The sequence below is a fragment of the Pedococcus soli genome, assembly GCF_054782575.1.
Window position 1 is genome coordinate 262,285 of sequence record NZ_BAAGSF010000003.1, and the last position, 19,173, is coordinate 281,457.

A 19,173-nucleotide genomic window follows, 5' to 3' on the forward strand; every position below is an offset into this window, starting at 1 on the left:
GGCGTCCTACGCAGGCTGCCGGAGGGGCCGCCGGCACCCGGGTGCGTACTCTGGTTCGCATGGTCTCGGCAGGCGCGGGTGCTCTGCGCCTGACCCGTGCCCTCGGCCTGGCCGTCGCGGCATACGGACTCTCGCTCGCCGCCCACCTCGTGGGCGGGGGGAGTGCTCCCTCGGCGGTTGGCACCGGCGTGCTGCTGTTCGTGACCTGGTGGGCCTGTGTGCTCGTCACGCACCGCCGACTCGGCCGGGTCGCGCTCGTCTCGGTGCTGGCACTGTCCCAGGTCCTCCTGCACCAGGCGTTCCTGGTCGCCGGGACCGCCGGGTCGTGCGTCACCGTGGTGCACGCCCACGCCGGTCACCTCGTCGACGGCGCCAGCACGGTGTGCAGCGCTGCCGGGATGAACGGCATGGGCCTGATGTCGCACCACGGGCCGTCGGGAGCGGCCATGGTCGCCGCCCACGTTCTCGCCGCCGTCCTCCTCGCCCTCGTGCTGGCGCGCGGTGAGACGGCGGTGTGGTTCCTCGCCGGTCTGGTGTGGCCGACGCCGCCCGCTGCGGCGCAGCTGCCGGCGGCGCGCCGACCGCTGACCGTCCTGCCCCGGCTGCTCCTCGCGGTGGCCGAGCCCGTCGTGCCCGGCAGCGTGGGTCGCCGGGGCCCGCCGTGGGTCCACACCCCGGCCACCTCCTGAGCGACCGCACCTCCCCATCGCGTCGACGACGCGACGACGGCGTATGGCGCGCGGACGGGCCGGGTGCCCACCACCCCCCGAACTCCCTGCGTCCGCAACGCCTCGGGGCGTTCCGGCGTACCCACGCAAAGGAACCTCATCGATGAACCACTTCCCGGCGCGCCTTCGTGCGCGCACCACCACCGTCGTCCTCGGCGGACTTGCTGCAGTCTCCCTGTCCGCGGGGCCGGCCGCGGCCCACGTCAGGGTCGAACCCGACTCGACGGTCTCCGGCAGCTACTCCGGGCTCACGTTCCGTGTGCCGAACGAGTCCGACACCGCGTCCACGACGAAGGTGGTCCTGACGCTGCCCCGGGACACGCCCTTCCGCCACGTCTCGGTGCGACCGGTCCCGGGGTGGACCGCAGCCGTCACCGAGGCCCCCCTCCCGACACCCGTCACGCTCGACGGCAGCACGCTCACCAAGGCCGCTCGCACCGTCACGTGGACGGCCGGGGGTGGGCAGGCGATCGCCCCGGGCCAGTACCAGGAGTTCGCGATCAGCGCGGGCCCGCTGCCCGCCCCCGGCACCCTCGTGCTGCCCGTCACCCAGACCTACTCGGACGGCGAGGTCGTCGACTGGGCCACGGCTCAGGCTCCCGGCCAGGAGGAGCCTGAGCACCCGGCGCCGCAGTTCGAGGTGACGGCTGCCACGGCGGGAGGCACGGCTGGCGTGTCAGCCGGGGCGGGCGACGTGCGGGCCGCGCACGCGGAACAGACCTCCGGCGACGAGGGCGACCTCGTCAGCCGCCTCCTGGCGGGTGGTGCGCTCCTCGTGGCCCTGGCCGCCCTGGCCGGCCAGGTGCTCGCACGGCGACGACGTGAGGTCTTCGCGTGACCGGCCCGCGACGGGGAGGGCGCACCCGGCGCGCCCTCCCCGGGGTGCGGGCGGTGCTGGTGGCCCTCGTGGCCGCCGGCACCGTCGGCCTCGCGCTCGCGCCGTCGGCGCAGGCCCATGCCCGCGTCCGCTCCACGGTCCCGGCTGCGGGGGCCACGCTCACGACCGCGCCCCAGGAGGTCGTCCTGACGTTCAACGAGCCGCCCATCGGCGTCGGCGCCGTCGTCCGCGTGGAGGCGCCGGACGGTCGGGTCGTCTCCGTCGGTGCCGTCCGGGTGGTGGACGACGAGGTCCACCAGACCCTCGCGGACGGTCTCGCCCGGGGGGCGTACCACGTCGCCTGGCGGGTGACCTCCGACGACGGACACCCCGTCTCGGACGAGTTCGCCTTCACCGTGGCTGGGGACGGTGCCGCGTCGTCGTCGTCGGCGTCGTCGGCGCCGTCGACGACCTCCGCGACACCCGGCGCTGCCCCCACTGTGGCGACCACGCGCCCCACACCCCCCGAAGCCACCTCCGGCACGGCCAGCCGGTGGCTGGTCCTGGCCGCCGCCCTCGTGGCCGTGGCGCTGGGGGTTCTCGCCCTCGCGCGCACCCGCTCCACCCGTCATCTCCGAAAGTGAAGGCCCCTCCCATGACCCGTTTCCAGCACCCGCGCCCGTCCCATGGCGTTCGCGCCACCGTGGGTATTGCCGCCATCGCCGTCGCCCTCGCCGGCTGCTCCTCGGGGTCCGGCACCTCGGGGTCCTCGAGCACCACCGGGGGCTCGAGCTCCACGGCGGCGGCCACGAGCACGTCCGCCGCCTCCAGCGGTGGAGACCCGACGTCGTCCACCTCCTCCACGAGCCCGCCGACCACCACGACCTCGTCCGCGGGTGACCTGCCGGCCGGAGCGAAGCAGCTGTCGGTCACCGTCACCGGCAAGAAGGTCTCGCCGTCACCGGGGGTGGTGGAGCTCCGGGTCGGCCAGGTGTTGCGCCTGACCGTCACGAGCGACCACGCGGACGAGCTGCACGCGCACGGCTTCGAGAAGGAGGCCGAGCTCGTGCCCGGCACGGCGACGACCCTCGACCTCGTCACGGACCAGCCAGGGACCTACGAGGTGGAGACGCACCACCCGGCGCTGCGGCTGCTCAAGGTGCAGGTGCGGTGAGCCAGCTGGACGGCGGCATCACCAGGTGACCTCGGCGCAGCCGGTGTGGGTGTCGGGCTCGACCTGCAGGGTCGCGTGCTCGACCCCGAACCGGCTGCGCATCACCTGGCGCGCGTCGTCCAGCACGGCGTGCGCGTCGGTGCTCTGTGCGGTGACGAGGTGGGCGGTGGCGACGTTCATGCCGGAGGTGAGCGTCCACACGTGCAGGTCGTGGACCTCGCGCACTCCCGCCACGGCACCGAGCGCGCTGGCGACCTGGTCGGGGTCCATGCCCGCGGGGGCGTGCTGACCCAGGACGACGAGGACCTCACGACCGAGGGCCACGGCCCGGACGGCGACGAAGACGGCGATGGCCAGGGCCACGCCGGTGTCCCACCAGGCGCTGCCGGTGGCGGCCACGAGGACCCCGGCCACCAGGACGCCGAGCGACCCGACGGTGTCGGCGACGACCTCGAGGTAGGCGCCCTTGACGTTCAGGGACTCCGAGGCGCCCTCGCGCAGGAGGACGAGGCAGACGACGTTGACGACGAGCCCGAGGAAGCCCACGACGAACATCGGTGTCGCCGCGACCTGGGCCGGCGTCCCGATCCGTCCCAGCGCCTCGACGACGATGTAGACCGAGACGCCAGCCATGAGGAGGACGGCGAGCCCTGACGCGAACACCTCGGCGCGGTAGGAGCCGAAGGTGCGCCTTCCCGTCGTGTCGGGCCGCGCGGCGATGCGGGTCGCCACGAGGGCGGCGCCGAGGGCCACCACGTCCGCGGCCATGTGCCCGGCATCCGAGAGCAGCGCCAGCGACCCCGACACGATGCCGGTGACGAGCTCGACGACGAAGAACCCTGCGACGAGGGCGAATGCGGTCCGCAGTCGCCACCGGTGCGCCGCGCCCGCGTGACCGGGGATCGGCGCGTGCGAGTGGGAGTGGGAGCCGCCCACGGCGTCAGGAACCGTCCGTGGAGGTCATGTCCCGATCGTACCCGGGGGGTCTCGGAGGCTCAGTCCTCGTCCAGGGCCGTGAGGCCGAGGTAGGCGCACGCCCTTCGTGCTGCACTGAGGTCGTCGTCGTGGACGGAGTGGAACTCCGCGACGAGGCCGCGCGCCACGATGGCCAGGTCCGTGCCCGTCTCCTCCGAACGCCAGGTGAGCAGCTCGAGTGCTGCGCCGGCCGTGAGCCGGAAGGCGGCGATGAGGGCGCCCTTGGCCTGCTCGATGACGGGGTCGATCGCCGGGCGACGCGCCTCGACCATGAGGACCTCGGCGGCGGCCTGCGAGGTGGCCACGGCGAAGGCCGAGGTAAGATCGACGAAGTAGCCCTGCACCGTGGCGATCCGTCCGTCGGCGTCACAGACGGCCTCGCCCACCGAGAGCACCTCGCGCACCTGACCGTGGGTGTCGAGGACGCGGTGCCGGCAGCAGAAGGGCTCGCCCGTCGAGAGGACGCTGCGCAGCGTCTGCTCCGTCGCGGCCAGGTCCTCGGGGTGCTTGTGGCTCATGAGCAGCTCGGTGGTGGGTTCGACCTCGCCCTCGGTGAGCCCGTGCAGGTCGAACATGCCCGGTGACCACCACCAGTCACCGCTGCGGACGTCGTAGCGGAAGCGCGCGGCGGGCTCGGCGGTGCCGGCGGTCAGGGCGGTCAGCGGGTCCCAGGCCGCGGCACCGGTGCCCGTGGCCCGGCCCGGCTGGGTGGGTGCCTCGTTGACCGGCTTGCTGTGGACCGCGCCTGCGAGGGCCTCACCGGGGACGGGGGAGGATCCCTCCGTCCGGAGGGGTCGGTCGACGGGGGAGCTGGGCGTGACGGTGCTCATCGTGCTCTCTCGCCTCGGAGGATGGTGCGAAAGATGTACCACAGCCGGGGTGCCCGACGGGGGTTTGCGGGCCGCCGCCCGCACGGGCGCCGCGGACGGTAGGATGGGCGCAGTACCGGCCCCGGCGCCATACCGTCCCTCTCGCACCGACTCAGCTCGGTGCACGGCGGTCGCGGCACCCCGGGGTCCCCGGTCCCACCGCGGGGGCAGCTGCTCCGTCCCCGCCCCGGTCGCTCGACCGGCGGGTCCGGGTCGCGTCGAGGGGTCCCGGGAGGGACGCCTGCCGTCGCCTGATCGTCCCGGTCGTCCCAGGCCGGGTCCGCCCGTCCGCTCGTCGCGGTCCTTCGGAGGAGAAGTTCTTGGCTCGAGGCCAACGCCAGCCCGGCGCCACGCGCAGTGGTGCCGCCAGTGGTGGTCCCGCCCGCTCGGGCGGAGCGCGTCGCGGAGGTGCCCAGGGGGGCCAGCGGTCGCCCCGACGGGTCCGTGACCTCGACAACGAGGGGATGATCCCGGTCCTCGCCCGCGCCGTGCGCGAGGTCGAGGCCGCCGCCCAGCGTGGAAAGGTCCGCCCGTCCGGCCGGACGAAGTTCCAGGTCGTCGCCCTCCTGGTCCGCGAGGAGCGGGCGCGGATCCGCAGCGACGCCGAGAGCACCGAGGCGCAACGCACGGAGCAGCTCAAGCGGCTCGACGGCGTGGCCACCATCCTCGCCAAGACCGCGGCGCGCGACACCTCCCTGCTGGTCCTGCTGCCCGAGGACACCCCGGTCTCCGACGACGCCGCGACGCTCAAGCGCGAGATGCAGCTGGCCGCAGGGTTCGAGGTGCCCGACGAGCCGGAGCCCGAACCCGTCGACGACTCTGCCGCCCCGGTCCCCGAGCGGCGGGTCGTGCCCCGCTCGGTCGTCGCCCGCCAGCTCGCCAACCCGTTCCTCGCCCCCGACTTCTCCGCCGTGGAGCACAAGCGCCCCACGGGCCGGCTCAGCAGCTGGGAGCTGCTCGGTCCGCTGTTCCGCTCCTTCGAGTACGGCGGTGCGTCGTCCTGCATGGAGCTGCCGGAGGACGCCCCCGTCAAGGCCCCTGCCGGGCTAGAGCTCATGCACCACCAGGCCCAGCTCGTCGGCGCGGCCGCAGCGGGCCACCGCACCTTCCTGCTCGCCGACGAGCCCGGTCTCGGCAAGACCGCCCAGGCCCTGCTCGCCGCCGAGGCCGCGGGCGCCTACCCGCTGCTCGTCGTCGTCCCGAACGTCGTCAAGACGAACTGGGCCCGGGAAGCGGCCCTCTGGACCCCCCGCCGCACCGCGACCGTGGTGCACGGCAACGGCGACACCATCGACGGGTTCGCGGACATCGTCGTCGTCAACTACGAGGTGCTGGACCGCCACGTCGGCTGGCTCGGCAACCTCGGGTTCCGCGGCATGGTCGTCGACGAGGCGCACTTCATCAAGAACAAGACGTCGCAGCGCTCGCAGCACGTCCTGCAGCTCTCCGAGCGCATCCGCTCGCGCACCGTGCGGCCGCTGCTCATGGCCCTCACCGGGACGCCCCTGATCAACGACATCGAGGACTTCCGCGCCATCTGGCAGTTCCTCGGCTGGATCGACGACAAGAAGCCGTTGGCCCCGCTCATGCACGCGCTCGAGGAGACCGGGCTGACGCCGGCCGACCCGGGCTTCTACACGGCTGCGCGCACGAGCGTCATCGACCTCGGCATCGTGCGCCGCCGCAAGGTCGACGTGGCGTCCGACATCCCGGCCCGGCGCATCGCCGACCTCCCGGTCGAGCTCGACGACGAGGCTGGTCGGTCGATCCGCGCCGCCGAGCGCGACCTCGCCCGGCGCCTGGTGTCCCGCTACGACTCCGCGCTGGAGAACCGCCGCTCGAGCGTCCTCGTCGAGGGCATCGACCACGAGCTGGTCCGCAGGGTGGCTCGCTGGGAGCGCGAGGACACCAACTCCTCCGCCTCGGAGGAGAACGTGTTCGGCGTGATGCGGCGCATCGGGCAGGCCAAGGCCGGCCTCGCCGCCGACTACGCCGCCCAGCTCGCGCGCAGCGTCGGCAAGGTCGTCTTCTTCGCCAAGCACATCGACGTCATGGACGTCGCCGAGGAGACCTTCGCCAAGCGGGGGCTGCGCTACTCCTCGATCCGCGGTGACCAGACGCCCAAGCAGCGCCAGGCCAACATCGACGCGTTCGTGAACGACCCCGAGGTTGCGGTCGTCGTGTGCTCGCTGAGTGCGGCCGGGGTCGGCCTGAACCTGCAGGTGGCCTCGAACGTCGTCCTCGCCGAGCTCTCGTGGACCGACGCCGAGCAGACCCAGGCGATCGACCGGGTGCACCGGATCGGGCAGGAGGAGCCGGTCACTGCGTGGCGGATCATCGCCGCCCAGACCATCGACTCCAAGGTCGCCCAGCTCATCGACGCCAAGGCCGGCCTGGCCGCGCGCGCTCTCGACGGGTCGGACGAGGACGTGTCCTCCTCCGAGGACATCCAGCTCGAGGCCCTCGTGGCGCTGCTCACCGACGCGCTCCAGGCCCGCCTGACCGTCTGACCGCACGGTCGGCCGTCTGCCCGGCGGGCTCGTCGGTCAGCGCGTGGGGACCGTCGAGCCGTGCGTGGCGAGCGCGAGCTCGATCAGGTCCGCGGCGTCGCGCAGGGTGTGCCCGAGGGGCAGGCTCCCGTGGGCGACGTCCTCCTGGGCGGCCCCGCCGACGTACACCGGGAACCCGGCGTCGAGCGCGTGCAGGGCCTCGGCGGTCTCGCGGACGGCGATGACGTCGGCCTGCATCGGCACCCCGACGACCACGGCCGCAGGGGAGTGCCGACGGACGACCTGCACCCAGTCCTGCGCCGGCAGGTCGGTGCCGAGGTAGACGACCCGGACCCCGCGTCGGCGCAGCACCACCGAGAACGCCAGCACCCCGAGCTCGTGGTGCGATCCGCGGGCGAGGCCGACCACCACCAGCGGTCCGCCGGGGTGGCGCGGGCAGGCCTCCATCGCGGCGCCCAGGTGACGGTGCACGGTGGCGCTCACGACGTGCTCGCCGGCGACGTCGACCCGGCCCTCGCGCCACCAGGCGCCCACGACCTGCAGGGACGGCATGAGCCAGGTGTCGACGACGTCCTCGAAGGCACCGCCCGCGAAGGCCTCCACCATCGCGGCGGAGACCGCCCCCGGGTCCATCGCGGCAGCCCCCCGCGCCAGCGCGGCCAGGGGGTCCCCGTCCGGCACCTCCGTCGGCGCGGGAGCCGCGACCGGTGCAGGACTCCTGCCCCGACCCGATCCCGGCGCCGAACCCGGTCCGGGCCGCAGCCCCGTCATCGTCTCGAGGGCCACGGTCGTGTCGGTCCCGTCGGTGTCCCGGCCGGGCTGTTCGGACAGCAGGTGGTCGGCGGCCTGGCGCGGCGCCCAGCCGGCGGCCACGAGCGACGACATCGCGCGCACCATCTGCAGGGCGCGCTCGTCGTAGAGGCGGTAGCCACCGTCGGTGCGCAGCGGCTCGACCAGCGCGTACCGCCGCTCCCAGACCCGCAGGGTGGCGGCCGGCACACCGGTCAGCCGTGCGGCGTGGCTGATCGTGTACACCCGCGCAGCGTAGCCCCGACGTTGGTCAAAGTATGGACAAGAGCTCCTGCGGCGGGCAGGATCACTCCAGGGTGCAACCTTGGACAAACATTGTTCACAGAGTCTGGGCCTGCTTGGCCTCCTCGACCAGGGGCGAGGCGGCCGCGGAGCTGTCGGCTCGACCGACCACCCGACCGACCCCGACGTGCCGAGACCTCGCTCCGGCGCGTCGGGGTCCACCCGTCGGGGCCGACGGGCGCGCGGAACCAAAAGCCTGCTGACAGGATGACTGCATGAGCGAGCCCGTCCTCCCGGACGTCGCGCCGGGGCGGGTCGTCGGCGTCGACGTCGCCCGAGCGCTCGCGCTGGCGGGGATGATGGCCACCCACCTCCTGCCCGGTCGGATCGGGAACGACGTGCCCTGGGCCCAACAGGTGGCCGGGGGTCGCGCGTCGGCCCTGTTCGCGGTGCTGGCCGGGGTCAGCGTCGCCCTCGCGAGCGGCCGGACCGAGCCGCTGCGAGGCCGTGAGCGCGGCGCCGCGTCGGTGCGGCTCGCCGTCCGTGCCCTGCTCATCGGCGCCCTCGGCCTGGCGCTCGGCGCCGTGCCCACCGTGATCGCGGTCATCCTCGCCTCGTACGCCGTGCTCTTCCTCCTCGGCCTGCCGTTCCTCGGGCTGGGCCCCCGCTCGTTGGCGGCCTGGGCGGTGGCGTGGGTCGTCCTCGCCCCCGCCGGGGCCCACCTCCTGCGTCCCCTGCTCCCACCTCACGAGGTCGGCAGCCCGGAACCCGAGGACCTCCTGCGCCCCGGCCACCTCCTGAGCGAGCTGCTCCTCACCGGGTACTACCCAGCCGCCGTGTGGGTCGCCTACCTGCTCGCCGGTATGGCGCTGGGCCGGCTCCCGCTGGCCCGGCCCGTGGTCGCGGCCCGGGTGCTCGCCGTCGGGGTGGTCCTCGCGGTGGCGGCCACCGCGAGCTCCCGGCTCCTGCTGGGGCAGCCGGGAGCGCGGGCGGCGCTCGCGGCGACCTATCCCGACACGGTGACGCCCGACCCCTCCCTCGCCACGGACCCCGGGGCCCTCGACGCCCTGTTGACGCACGGGCTGGGCGGGACCACGCCCACCGGTTCGTGGTGGTGGCTGGCGGTGGTGGCCCCGCACTCGGGCGCGCCGCTGGACCTGGCCCAGACGATCGGCACCGCCATGGCCGTGACCGGGCTCTGCGTGCTCGCCACCCGGATCCACCCGAGGGTGTGGGCGGCGGTGTTCGGGGCCGGCGCCATGACCTTGTCGCTGTACACCCTGCACGTGCTGATGATGGCCCAGGGCTGGTGGCCCGACTGGGAGTCACCGGACCACTACGGCGACCAGGTCCTCGTGGTCGGTGTCGTCGGCGCGTTCTTCGCGCTCGTGCCCCTGCGGGGACCGCTGGAGACGGTGGTGTCGGTGACCTCCCGGCGGGCGGCTCTCTGGCTCGTACCCCCTGCCCGTCTGCCGGGCACGGCCCCGCGATAGGCAATCCGTCCCACCCCGCACGCCGAATGACCTGCACGTCGACCCCCTGAACGGATGGACCACCATGTCAGCACCACGCCGCGCCGTCATCGGCAGCGGAGTCGCAGGCCTCACCGCCGCCCACGTGCTCAGCACGCGCGGCCCCGTGACCCTGTACGAGGCCGACGCCCGCCTCGGCGGCCACGCGGACACGCACGAGGTCGAGGTGGACGGTCGCGTGGTCGGCGTGGACACGGGCTTCATCGTGCACAACGACCGGACCTACCCGACGCTGCTGCGCCTGTTCGCCGAGCTCGGTGTGGCCACCCAGGACTCCGACATGAGCATGTCGGTCCGGGACGACGAGTCCGGCCTGGAGTACGCCGGCGCGAAGAAGGCCAAGGGGCTGTTCCCCCGCGTCGCCAACCTCGCCAACCCGTCCTACCTGCGCATGCTCACGGAGGTGAAGAGGTTCCACGGTGCTGCCCGCGACGTGCTGGCCCGCGACTCTTCGGACACCGACCGCGACGAGACCCTGGGCGCCTTCGCCCGCCGGGTCGGCTTCAGCGCGTACTTCACCCGCCACTTCCTCGAGCCGGTCGTGGCAGCCGTGTGGTCCTGCGACCCGGACGTCTCGCTGAAGTACCCCGCCCGCTACCTGTTCGAGTTCCTCGACCACCACGGCATGCTCACCGTCTTCGGGTCGCCGACCTGGCGCACCGTCACCGGCGGCTCGAAGCGCTACGTCGAGGCCCTCGCCGCAGGCATCGACGACATCCGCCTCGCGACCCCCGTCAGCTCGGTCACCGAGACACCTGACGGCGTGCTGGTGGTCGACGCCAGCGGGAACAGCGAGACGTACGACTCCGTCGTCATTGCAGCCCACCCGCACCAGGCGCTCGCCATGTTGAGCACCCCCACCGACCTCCAGCGCGACGTCCTCGGCGCGATCCCCTACTCCAGCAACGTGGCCCAGCTGCACACCGACGAGTCGGTGCTGCCCCGCACGACGGGTGCCCGGGCCTCGTGGAACTACTGGCGTCGCCCCGAGCGCGCCGGTGGGACCGGTGTCCTCGTGACCTACGACCTCACGCGGCTGCAGCGCCTCGACGTGCCGGGGCGGCGGTTCCTCGTCACACTCAACGGCGTGGACTGCGTGGACCAGGACAAGGTCATCGACACGATGAGCTACGAGCACCCCCTCTACACCCCGGAATCCGTTGCGGCGCAACGTCGTCTTCCCGAGATCAACACCTCGCGGGTCGCCTTCGCCGGCGCCTACCACGGGTGGGGGTTCCACGAGGACGGCGCGCTCTCCGGGGCCAAGGCTGCGGCTGCTCTCGGCGTCGACTGGGACGAGGCGGTCGTCGAGGAAGTGCCGGAGGAGGTCGTCGCCCGATGAGGACCTCGCCCGCGACGCGCATCTACGCGACGTCGGTCCACCACGCGCGCAAGGAGCCGGTGGCCCACCGGTTCCGCACGCGCAGCCACAGCTGGCTCGTCGACCTCGACGACCTGCCGCGCCTGGGTGGCCTGCAGCGCCTTGCGAGCTTCGAGTCGCGCGACCACCTCGGTGACCCCGCGCGGACCCTGCGCCAGAACCTCGACACCTTCCTCGCCACCAAGGGCGTCGACCTGCGCGGCGGGCGGATCCTGATGCTCGCCATGCCCCGGGTGCTCGGAACCGTCTTCAACCCCATCAGCGTCTACTGGTGCCACGACCCCGAGGGCACGCTCGCGTGCACCGTGGTCGAGGTCCACAACACCTACGGCGACCGGCACGCCTACCTCGTGCAGGCCGACGAGTTCGGCCGGGCAGAGGTCGACAAGGCCCTCTACGTGAGCCCGTTCAACGACGTGTCGGGCTCCTACAGCCTCACCGTCCCCGAACCCGACGACCGGGTGTCGGTCCAGGTCGTCCTCCGACGCCCCGGACGCCCCGCGTTCGTCGCCGGGATGACCGGGCGCGCACTCCCCGTCACGACCCGCACGGTCCTGCGCCTGGCGCTGACCCAGCCCCTCGAACCTCTCTCCGTCTCGGCACGGATCCGACTCCACGGCATCTGGCTGTGGCTGCGTCGCCTGCCGGTCCAACCCCGTCCGTCCCACCACCAGGAGGCAGTCCAGTGACCACCGCCACCGCCGGGCTCTCCATGAGCCCCGCCATCGACCCCGTCCGCTGGCCGGGCCTGACCACCCGCCGCGCCAGGGCGCGCCGGGTCGTCGAGGGTGCCCTCGCCCGACGCATCTTCCTGTCCGCGGTGAAGCGGCTGCCCGTGCGTGTGCAGCTCGGCCGCGAGGCGATCGTCGGCGGAGCGGCCGTGGACCCGACCGCACCCCTCATGGTCATCGAGCGCCCCGACGCCTTCTTCGAGGCCGTCGGTGCCAACGGCCTCATCGGCTTCGGTGAGTCCTACATGGCGGGCGACTGGAACGCCGAGGACCTCGGCGGCCTGCTCGAGGTGTTCGCCGCCCAGATGGCCACGCTCATCCCCGAGCCGCTGCAGAAGCTGCGCGCGGTCTACGTCGCCCGCATGCCGCACACGGAGAAGAACTCGACGGCCAACACCCGCAACAACATCGCGAGGCACTACGACCTGTCCAACGACATGTTCGCCACGTTCCTCGACAGCACCCTCAGCTACTCGTCGGCGTTGTTCGCCGGGGACGAGCAGCGCGGCGGACCGGTGGCGGGGGAGGCCGTCACGGTCAGCCGTCCGGCGTCCGCCCCGGCCTGGGACGACCTGGCCGAGGCGCAGGGTCGCAAGGTCGAGCGCATGCTCGACTCCGCGGGGGTGGGTGAGGGCAGCCGCGTCCTCGAGATCGGCACCGGCTGGGGCGAGCTCGCCATCCGCGCCGCCCGACGGGGCGCGACCGTGCTGTCGGTCACCCTCTCGTCCGAGCAGCAGGCCCTGGCCCGCGAGCGCATCGCCGCAGCAGGGTTGGCCGAGCAGGTGGACGTGGAGCTGCTCGACTACCGCCTGGTCGAGGGCAAGTTCGACGCCGTCGTCTCCGTCGAGATGATCGAGGCCGTGGGGCACGAGTACTGGGGCGAGTACTTCCGCAAGATCGACAGCGTCCTCGCTCCCGGCGGCAAGGTCGCCATCCAGGCGATCACGATGCCGCACGACCGGATGCTCGCGACGCGCTACACGTACACGTGGATCCACAAGTACATCTTCCCCGGCGGCTTCCTGCCGTCGACCCAGGCCATCGTGGACGTCAACCGTGCCCAGACCTCGTTGCGGGTCTCGGAGCGGCTGTCCTTCGGCCAGCACTACGGCGAGACCCTGCGCCTCTGGGACGAGCGGTTCCTCGGTGCGCTCGAGCGGGTCCACCAGCTCGGTTTCGACGAGGTCTTCGACCGGATGTGGCACTTCTACCTCGAGTACTCGCGGGCGGGTTTCCGCTCCGGCTACCTCGATGTCCAGCAGCTCGTTCTCCAGAGGGAAGGCGGCCGATGACCGCGACAGACACCACCCCCAGCACCGCCACGGCCACCCAGCCGGGCGTCGCCACGGAGATCGCCGCGGCGCTCGCCCCCTTCGTGGGCGGCGCCCTGCCGGTGCACCTCTCCGCCTGGGACGGCAGCGCGGCCGGCCCGCAGGACGCCCCCCACGTCGTCCTCCGGTCGCCGCGGGCCCTGCGCAGGCTGCTGCGCCACCCGGGTGAGCTCGGCGCCTCGCAGGCCTACGTCACCGGCGAGCTCGACGTCGAGGGCGACCTCGACGCGGCCCTCACGCACGTGTGGTCCGTCGCGCACGAACGCGGCCTGGGCGCCATTCGCCCGACTCCGGCGGCCATCGCCGCGATCGTCAAGGTCGCGAAGAGCGCTGGGGCACTGGGGATCCCGCTCCCGCCGCCGGCGAGCCAAGCCGTCCTCAAGGGGCGCCTGCACAGCCTGGGTCGCGACAAGCAGGCCATCCACCACCACTACGACCTGTCGAACGAGTTCTACGAGCTCATCCTCGACCCGCACATGGCCTACTCCTGCGGCTACTGGACCTCCGACGACCCCGACTACACGGTCGAGGACGCCCAGCGCGACAAGCTCGACCTGGTGTGCCGCAAGCTCGGCCTCCAGCCGGGCATGCGCCTGCTCGACGTCGGGTGCGGCTGGGGATCGATGAGCCTGTATGCCGCGGAGCACTTCGGCGCGCAGGTCACCGGGGTGACCATCGCCGCCGAGCAGAAGAAGTTCATCGACGCACGCATCGCCGAGCGTGGACTGCAGGACCGGGTCGAGATCCGGCTCCAGGACTACCGCGACGTGCCGGACAGCGACTTCGACGCCGTCGTCTCCCTCGAGATGGGTGAGCACGTGGGGGAGCGCAACTACCGCACCTACACCTCGGTCCTCCACGACCGCGTGCGCCCCGGTGGCCGGGTGCTCATCCAGCAGATGTCCCGGCGTGGCCGGCACCCGGGTGGGGGTCCCTTCATCGAGTCGTTCATCGCCCCCGACATGACGATGCGGCCCGTCGGCCAGACCGTCGACCTCATCGAGGAGTCGGGGCTGGAGGTGCGCGACGTGCACGCGCTGCGCGAGCACTACGTGCGCACCGTCGATGCCTGGCACGACACGTTCGAGGCCAACTGGGACCGGGCCGTCGCCCTGGTCGGTGAAGAGGTCGCCCGCGTGTGGCGGCTCTACCTGGTCGGTGGCTCGATGGCCTTCCGCGACGGTCGCATGGGCGTCGACCAGATCCTGTCGGTCCGCCCGAACCACGGTTCGTCCGGCCTCCCGCCGCAGCGCCCTACGATCTGGTCATGACCTTCGACAGCTCGAACTTCCTGGCCGTCACCGGTCTCTCGCTCCTCGCGGTCGTCGTCCTCATGGCGGCGACCGCGGTCGTCGGCGCGAGGCAGGGGCGCGTCAGCGTGGTCGACACGACCTGGGGCCTCGGGTTCGTGGTCGTGGCGGTCGTGGCCGCCCTCGCCGGTGACGGCACGGGGTGGCGCCGCCTCGCCCTCGTGGTCGTCGTCGCGCTGTGGGGTCTGCGCCTGGCGTGGCACGTGACGCGACGCAACGCGGGCAAGGGCGAGGACCCGCGCTACGCGGAGATGCTCGACAAGGAGCCCGGGAACCCGACGTGGGTCGCCATCCGGAAGGTCTACCTCGTGCAGGGCCTGGCCGTCTGGTTCGTGTCCCTGCCGATCCAGGTGAGCGCTGCGTCCGGACCCGGGATCACCGTGGTCGCCGTCCTCGGGCTGCTGCTGTGGGCGGTCGGCCTCACGTTCGAGGCGGTCGGTGACGCCCAGCTCAAGGCGTTCAAGGCCGACTCCTCCAACAAGGGCAAGGTCATGGACCGCGGCCTCTGGTCGTGGACGCGCCACCCCAACTACTTCGGGGACTCCTGCGTCTGGTGGGGGATCTACCTCGTCGCCGCGAGTGCGTGGCCCGGTGTCCTCACCGTCCTCTCGCCCGTCGTCATGACCTACTTCCTCGTCTTCGCCACGGGGGCCAAGCTCCTCGAGAAGCACATGGGCGAGCGCCCCGGGTACGCCGAGTACCGTCGGCGCACGAGCTACTTCCTGCCCCGCCCGCCGAAGCAGGCCTGAGACCTCCGCCCGACCGTCGGGACCGACGTGGCGGCCGTGTCGGACACGGCGGCTAGGGTCCCTGGGGTGGACTGCCTCTTCTGCCAGATCATCGATGGCTCGGTGCCCGCCACCGTCGTCGTCGACGAGCCGTTCGTGCTCGGGTTCCTCGACACCCGGCCCGTGTTCAAGGGGCACGTCCTGCTCGTGCCCCGCATCCACGTCGACACCTTCACCGACCTCCCGGCCGAGCTCCTCCCGGTCCTCATGGGCGCGGCCCAGCGCACGGCGAGCGCCGTCGTCGCCGGGCTCGGTGCGCAGGGGTCGTTCGTGGCGATGAACAACGTCGTCTCGCAGTCGGTCCCGCACCTGCACGTCCACGTCGTGCCGCGCACCAAGGGCGACGGGCTGCGCGGCTTCTTCTGGCCCCGCACGAAGTACGCCTCGGACGAGGAGGCGCAGGAGTATGCAGGGCGGGTCGCTGCCGCGCTCGCGCCTGCACCCCGGTGACGCCATGAGGACCCACACCGTCGTGCCCTCGCCGATCGGCGACCTCACCCTCATCGCCGAGGACGGCGTCCTGGTCGCGCTGCACATGGACCGGGCGAAGCACGCACCCGGCTCCGCGGCCGAGCTGGGGGAGCGGGACGACAGCGGCTTCGACACCGCCACCAGCCAGCTCGGCGAGTACTTCGCCCGCGAGCGGACCACCTTCGACCTGCCCCTGGCACCGGTGGGCAACGCGTTCGAGCAGAAGGTGTGGGCGTTGCTCCGCGAGATCCCGTACGGCCAGACCCGCAGCTACGGCGACCTGGCCAGGGCACTGGGCGACGTCGGGTTCAGCCAGGCGGTCGGGGCCGCCAACGGGCGCAACCCGCTCGGCATCATCGTCCCGTGCCACCGCGTGATCGGCGCGGACGGCAGCCTCGTCGGCTATGCCGGTGGCCTGGACCGCAAGCGGTTCCTCCTCGCCCTCGAGGAGTCCGAGGAGACCCGGGCCGCACGGTTGTTCTGACCGGCCGTCCACGTCCTGGGACGGCGTGGGGCGCCTGTGGCTCGTGGGGCCTGTGTCCGGTCTGCGCCTCGTCCGTTCGTGCTGTTCCCCCCGCGCGGTCAGGTGGGCGGCGACGCGGACCGGCAGGGTGGGCGGGTCTGCTGCGGCCGGGTCCGGCCGCTCCACGTGCGGAGGGAGAGGTCGGTGCGGGTCCAGCTCGTCAAGCTCGGGGTGCTGTCCGCCCTCGTCACGGCGATCGTGGCCCAGACGGCGTCCGCCCACGAGCTGACCGCGGGGGCCGGGTCCGCCGAGAAGGCCTCCACCACGCCGGCGGTCCTGCCGGTCGACCTGTCGGTCGGGCCAGCGGTGACGCCTCCCGTGGTTGCCGTCCCCGACGCGTGGTCCTTCGACGACGCGCACGGTGCGTTCGCGCCGGCCGCCGGTGCTGCCGGCCGGGTCGTCGTGGCCGTCCGCCGGACCGTTGCACCGCCCAAGCCGCCGAAACCCCCGACCAAGGCCTCCTCGGGCGCGCTCCCGCGGGCGGGCACACCGCAGGCCGTCCTCGCCGCCGCCTACGTCAGGGCCGCGGCCGCCGCCCCGGCCTCCTGCCACCTCCGCCCGGCCCACCTCGCTGCCATCGGCCAGGTCGAGTCCGGCTCGATCGGTGGTCGCCAGGTCGACGCCGACCACCGGGTGACCCCGGCGATCTACGGCCCGCTGCTCGACGGCGGACCCTTCGCGGTCGTGCACGACAGCGACGGGGGTGCCTACGACGGGGCCGGTGACTACGACCGTGCCGTCGGTCCCCTCCAGTTCCTGCCGGGCACCTGGCGCTGGGCCGGGCGCGACGGTGACGGCGACGGTCGCCGCGACCCGCAGAACGTCTTCGACGCCGCCCGGGCGACCGCCGACTACCTGTGCCGCGACGGACGCGACCTGTCCCGCAGCGGTGACCTGCGCTCGGCGATCCTCACGTACAACTGGTCCGGGGAGTACGTCGCCGCGGTCTCGCAGTGGGTCACCTTCTTCACGCGGCACGGGCTGGCCCCGATGACCGACGTCGCCTTCCGGGTGGGTTCCGGCGGTCGCGCCAGCGACCTGGCGGTCGCCGAGCCCGAGAAGGCGAAGAAGCCGGCCAAGAAGCCTGCGAAGAAGCCGGCGAAGAAGCCGGTCAGGGCGTCACCCACGACGCCGCACCGGGGTCCCGTGACGACCACGCCGACCCCGTCCCCGACGACACCGGTGCCGACCACGCCGGTGCCCGACCCGACGACCTCTGGGCCCACGACCCCCGATCCCTCCACGACCACACCGGTCCCGGACCCCACACCCTCGACCCCCGACCCTGCGTCGACGGTCCCTCCGCCCGAGCCGTCGGGCGACGTGTCGACCTCCTCGACGGGGTGAACCCGACGACGTGATGCGCATCGCAGCCCACGCAGCGAGGTGAGGCCACGGCATACGTGCGCCGATAGGGTTGTTGACGCAGATGCAGGCGTCATCGAGGACGGCACCCCCGACCAGGGGTGGCCGTCCTTCGTCTTTCACAGGAGAGTGTCGGTATGTCGCACGAGGTCCACACCCAGCAACGTCACCGCGTCGTCGTGGTCGGTTCGGGGTTCGGTGGGTTGTTCGGCACGCAGGCGCTCAAGCGCTCCGACGTCGACATCACCCTGATCGCCAAGACCACCCACCACCTGTTCCAGCCCCTGCTCTACCAGGTGGCCACGGGCATCCTGTCCGAGGGCGAGATCGCGCCCGCCACCCGCGAGGTGCTCGCCCGACAGGACAACGCCCGCGTGCTCCTGGGCAACGTCACGCACATCGACCTGCAGTCCAGGACGGTGACCTCCCGCGTCCTCGACCGCGAGACCGTCACCGAGTACGACTCGCTGCTCGTCGCGGCGGGGGCCGGCCAGTCCTACTTCGGCAACGACCACTTCGCCCAGTACGCGCCCGGCATGAAGTCGATCGACGACGCGCTCGAGCTGCGCGGACGCATCTTCGGTGCGTTCGAGTGGGCGGAGCTGGCCACCACCCCCAAGGAGATCGAGCGCTTCATGACGTTCGTCGTCGTCGGCGCCGGACCGACCGGGGTGGAGATGGCCGGCCAGATCGCCGAGCTGTCGCGGCGCACGTTGCGTCGGGACTTCCGGTCCATCGACCCCACCCGCGCGCGCATCGTGCTGCTCGACGCCGCACCGACCGTCCTGGGGGCGTTCGGTGACCACCTCGGCGCCAAGGCCGCCGAGAAGCTGCGCAGCCTCGGGGTCGAGGTCCAGCTCGGTGCGATGGTGACCGGGGTCGACGCGACAGGCATCGACGTCAAGGACTCCGACGGCTCCATGCGTCGCATCGAGTCCGTCACCAAGGTCTGGGCCGCCGGGGTCCAGGCCTCCGAGCTGACCGCCCAGCTGTCGGAGCAGTCCGGCGCGAGCCTCGACCGGGCCGGACGCATCGAGGTGAACGACGACCTCACCCTCCCGGGCCACCCCGAGGTGTTCGTCGTCGGTGACATGGCCGCGCTCAAGGGCTATCCCGGTGTCGCGCAGGTGGCGATCCAGGGTTCGCGCTACGCCGCCGACCAGATCAAGCGACGGCTCGCGGGCCAAGCGCCGGCCGGCCCCTTCGTCTACAAGGACAAGGGATCGATGGCGACGATCTCGCGCTTCAGCGCCGTCACCTCGATCGGCAGGCTCCACTTCAGCGGCTTCGTCGCGTGGCTGCTGTGGCTGGCCGTGCACCTCGTCTACATCATCGGGTTCAAGCACCGCCTGACGACGCTCCTGCACTGGGCGGTGAGCTTCGTCGGCCGTGGGCGGTCCGAACGCACGGTGACCGAGCAGCAGGTGTTCGCCCGCACGGCGATCGAACAGCTCGGCGACGGGTACGCCCCGTCCCTGCCGCGCGTGCCTGCCGACCGCAAGCCGCCGGCGCAGTCCGTGGCCCAGGCGCGCGAGCAGGGCAGCCGCGTCCTCTGAGACCGCCGGTCTGTGCGGCGTTGGCAGGGGAGGAAGTTCGCCGCACGCAGGCACGCGGGCGGGCGTTCGCCTAGGGTGCA

Annotated in this window: 18 protein-coding genes; 15 read left to right on the top strand and 3 right to left on the bottom strand. The window is 72.8% G+C overall.

Going from position 1 to position 19,173, the window contains the following annotated elements:
- Positions 1–59 precede the first annotated feature (59 nt).
- From ACYVKF_RS04235 to ACYVKF_RS04250, 4 genes are all read left to right on the top strand, one after another.
- Entirely contained in the window at positions 60–689 is a 630-nt protein-coding gene (locus ACYVKF_RS04235; RefSeq protein ID WP_460965084.1) for a hypothetical protein, read from the top strand.
- 142 nt (positions 690–831) lie between these two features.
- Complete coding sequence (locus ACYVKF_RS04240) at positions 832–1,566, top strand: YcnI family copper-binding membrane protein (RefSeq protein WP_460965086.1); 735 nt, start codon at positions 832–834, stop codon at positions 1,564–1,566.
- On the top strand, positions 1,563–2,189 hold the full coding sequence (locus tag ACYVKF_RS04245; RefSeq protein WP_460965088.1) for a copper resistance CopC family protein: 627 nt from the start codon (positions 1,563–1,565) through the stop codon (positions 2,187–2,189). The genes ACYVKF_RS04240 and ACYVKF_RS04245 overlap by 4 nt, the downstream gene beginning before the upstream one ends.
- A gap of 11 nt (positions 2,190–2,200) precedes the next feature.
- On the top strand, positions 2,201–2,719 hold the full coding sequence (locus ACYVKF_RS04250; RefSeq protein WP_460965090.1) for a cupredoxin domain-containing protein: 519 nt from the start codon (positions 2,201–2,203) through the stop codon (positions 2,717–2,719).
- 18 nt (positions 2,720–2,737) lie between these two features.
- Here the strand turns inward: ACYVKF_RS04250 and ACYVKF_RS04255 are convergent, their stop codons facing one another.
- Both ACYVKF_RS04255 and ACYVKF_RS04260 read right to left on the bottom strand, forming a co-directional pair.
- Positions 2,738–3,655 carry a cation diffusion facilitator family transporter gene (locus tag ACYVKF_RS04255; RefSeq protein WP_460965092.1) on the bottom strand — a complete coding sequence of 306 codons (918 nt, stop codon included), beginning with the start codon at positions 3,653–3,655 and terminating at the stop codon, positions 2,738–2,740.
- 59 nt (positions 3,656–3,714) lie between these two features.
- A complete protein-coding gene (locus ACYVKF_RS04260) occupies positions 3,715–4,524 on the bottom strand; it encodes a PAS and ANTAR domain-containing protein (protein WP_460965094.1) in 810 nt (269 codons plus the stop codon).
- Between the two features lie 503 nt (positions 4,525–5,027).
- Between ACYVKF_RS04260 and ACYVKF_RS04265 the strand changes: the two genes are divergently transcribed.
- Complete coding sequence (locus tag ACYVKF_RS04265) at positions 5,028–7,073, top strand: DEAD/DEAH box helicase (protein ID WP_082552867.1); 2,046 nt, start codon at positions 5,028–5,030, stop codon at positions 7,071–7,073.
- 36 nt (positions 7,074–7,109) lie between these two features.
- Here ACYVKF_RS04265 and ACYVKF_RS04270 read toward each other — a convergent pair whose 3' ends face one another.
- Positions 7,110–8,108, bottom strand: a complete 999-nt coding sequence (locus ACYVKF_RS04270; RefSeq protein WP_460965096.1) for a MerR family transcriptional regulator — start codon at positions 8,106–8,108, stop codon at positions 7,110–7,112.
- A gap of 272 nt (positions 8,109–8,380) precedes the next feature.
- On the opposite strand from ACYVKF_RS04270, the gene ACYVKF_RS04275 reads away from it, so the two are divergent.
- The 10 genes from ACYVKF_RS04275 to ACYVKF_RS04320 all read left to right on the top strand — a co-directional run bounded on the left by ACYVKF_RS04275 (position 8,381) and on the right by ACYVKF_RS04320 (position 19,093).
- Positions 8,381–9,598, top strand: a complete 1,218-nt coding sequence (locus tag ACYVKF_RS04275) for a heparan-alpha-glucosaminide N-acetyltransferase domain-containing protein (protein ID WP_460965097.1) — start codon at positions 8,381–8,383, stop codon at positions 9,596–9,598.
- Between the two features lie 64 nt (positions 9,599–9,662).
- On the top strand, positions 9,663–10,979 hold the full coding sequence (locus ACYVKF_RS04280; RefSeq protein ID WP_460965099.1) for an NAD(P)/FAD-dependent oxidoreductase: 1,317 nt from the start codon (positions 9,663–9,665) through the stop codon (positions 10,977–10,979).
- A complete protein-coding gene (locus ACYVKF_RS04285; RefSeq protein WP_056915315.1) occupies positions 10,976–11,707 on the top strand; it encodes a DUF1365 domain-containing protein in 732 nt (243 codons plus the stop codon). Before ACYVKF_RS04280 ends, ACYVKF_RS04285 begins: the two co-directional genes overlap by 4 nt.
- A complete protein-coding gene (locus ACYVKF_RS04290) occupies positions 11,704–13,041 on the top strand; it encodes a class I SAM-dependent methyltransferase (protein ID WP_460965102.1) in 1,338 nt (445 codons plus the stop codon). The genes ACYVKF_RS04285 and ACYVKF_RS04290 overlap by 4 nt, the downstream gene beginning before the upstream one ends.
- Positions 13,038–14,351, top strand: a complete 1,314-nt coding sequence (locus tag ACYVKF_RS04295; RefSeq protein ID WP_460965104.1) for a class I SAM-dependent methyltransferase — start codon at positions 13,038–13,040, stop codon at positions 14,349–14,351. Before ACYVKF_RS04290 ends, ACYVKF_RS04295 begins: the two co-directional genes overlap by 4 nt.
- Complete coding sequence (locus ACYVKF_RS04300) at positions 14,348–15,139, top strand: DUF1295 domain-containing protein (RefSeq protein WP_056915312.1); 792 nt, start codon at positions 14,348–14,350, stop codon at positions 15,137–15,139. Before ACYVKF_RS04295 ends, ACYVKF_RS04300 begins: the two co-directional genes overlap by 4 nt.
- Positions 15,140–15,205: 66 nt before the next feature.
- Positions 15,206–15,628, top strand: a complete 423-nt coding sequence (locus ACYVKF_RS04305) for an HIT family protein (RefSeq protein WP_056915311.1) — start codon at positions 15,206–15,208, stop codon at positions 15,626–15,628.
- Between the two features lie 4 nt (positions 15,629–15,632).
- Positions 15,633–16,133 carry a methylated-DNA--[protein]-cysteine S-methyltransferase gene (locus ACYVKF_RS04310; RefSeq protein WP_056917219.1) on the top strand — a complete coding sequence of 167 codons (501 nt, stop codon included), beginning with the start codon at positions 15,633–15,635 and terminating at the stop codon, positions 16,131–16,133.
- Between the two features lie 183 nt (positions 16,134–16,316).
- Positions 16,317–17,519: a lytic murein transglycosylase gene (locus ACYVKF_RS04315; protein ID WP_460965106.1), complete on the top strand. Its 1,203-nt coding sequence runs from the start codon at positions 16,317–16,319 to the stop codon at positions 17,517–17,519.
- A 155-nt stretch (positions 17,520–17,674) separates the two neighbouring features.
- A complete protein-coding gene (locus ACYVKF_RS04320) occupies positions 17,675–19,093 on the top strand; it encodes an NAD(P)/FAD-dependent oxidoreductase (RefSeq protein WP_460965108.1) in 1,419 nt (472 codons plus the stop codon).
- Positions 19,094–19,173 lie beyond the last annotated feature (80 nt).

Coding starts and splice junctions, on each gene's coding strand:
- ACYVKF_RS04235 (WP_460965084.1), top strand. CDS start 60: ATGGTCTCGGCAGGCGCGGGTGCTCTGCGCCTGACCCGTGCCCTCGGC.
- ACYVKF_RS04320 (WP_460965108.1), top strand. CDS start 17,675: ATGTCGCACGAGGTCCACACCCAGCAACGTCACCGCGTCGTCGTGGTC.
- ACYVKF_RS04310 (WP_056917219.1), top strand. CDS start 15,633: ATGAGGACCCACACCGTCGTGCCCTCGCCGATCGGCGACCTCACCCTC.
- ACYVKF_RS04250 (WP_460965090.1), top strand. CDS start 2,201: ATGACCCGTTTCCAGCACCCGCGCCCGTCCCATGGCGTTCGCGCCACC.
- ACYVKF_RS04265 (WP_082552867.1), top strand. CDS start 5,028: ATGATCCCGGTCCTCGCCCGCGCCGTGCGCGAGGTCGAGGCCGCCGCC.
- ACYVKF_RS04275 (WP_460965097.1), top strand. CDS start 8,381: ATGAGCGAGCCCGTCCTCCCGGACGTCGCGCCGGGGCGGGTCGTCGGC.
- ACYVKF_RS04285 (WP_056915315.1), top strand. CDS start 10,976: ATGAGGACCTCGCCCGCGACGCGCATCTACGCGACGTCGGTCCACCAC.
- ACYVKF_RS04260 (WP_460965094.1), bottom strand. CDS start 4,524: ATGAGCACCGTCACGCCCAGCTCCCCCGTCGACCGACCCCTCCGGACG.
- ACYVKF_RS04300 (WP_056915312.1), top strand. CDS start 14,348: ATGACCTTCGACAGCTCGAACTTCCTGGCCGTCACCGGTCTCTCGCTC.
- ACYVKF_RS04240 (WP_460965086.1), top strand. CDS start 832: ATGAACCACTTCCCGGCGCGCCTTCGTGCGCGCACCACCACCGTCGTC.
- ACYVKF_RS04280 (WP_460965099.1), top strand. CDS start 9,663: ATGTCAGCACCACGCCGCGCCGTCATCGGCAGCGGAGTCGCAGGCCTC.
- ACYVKF_RS04295 (WP_460965104.1), top strand. CDS start 13,038: ATGACCGCGACAGACACCACCCCCAGCACCGCCACGGCCACCCAGCCG.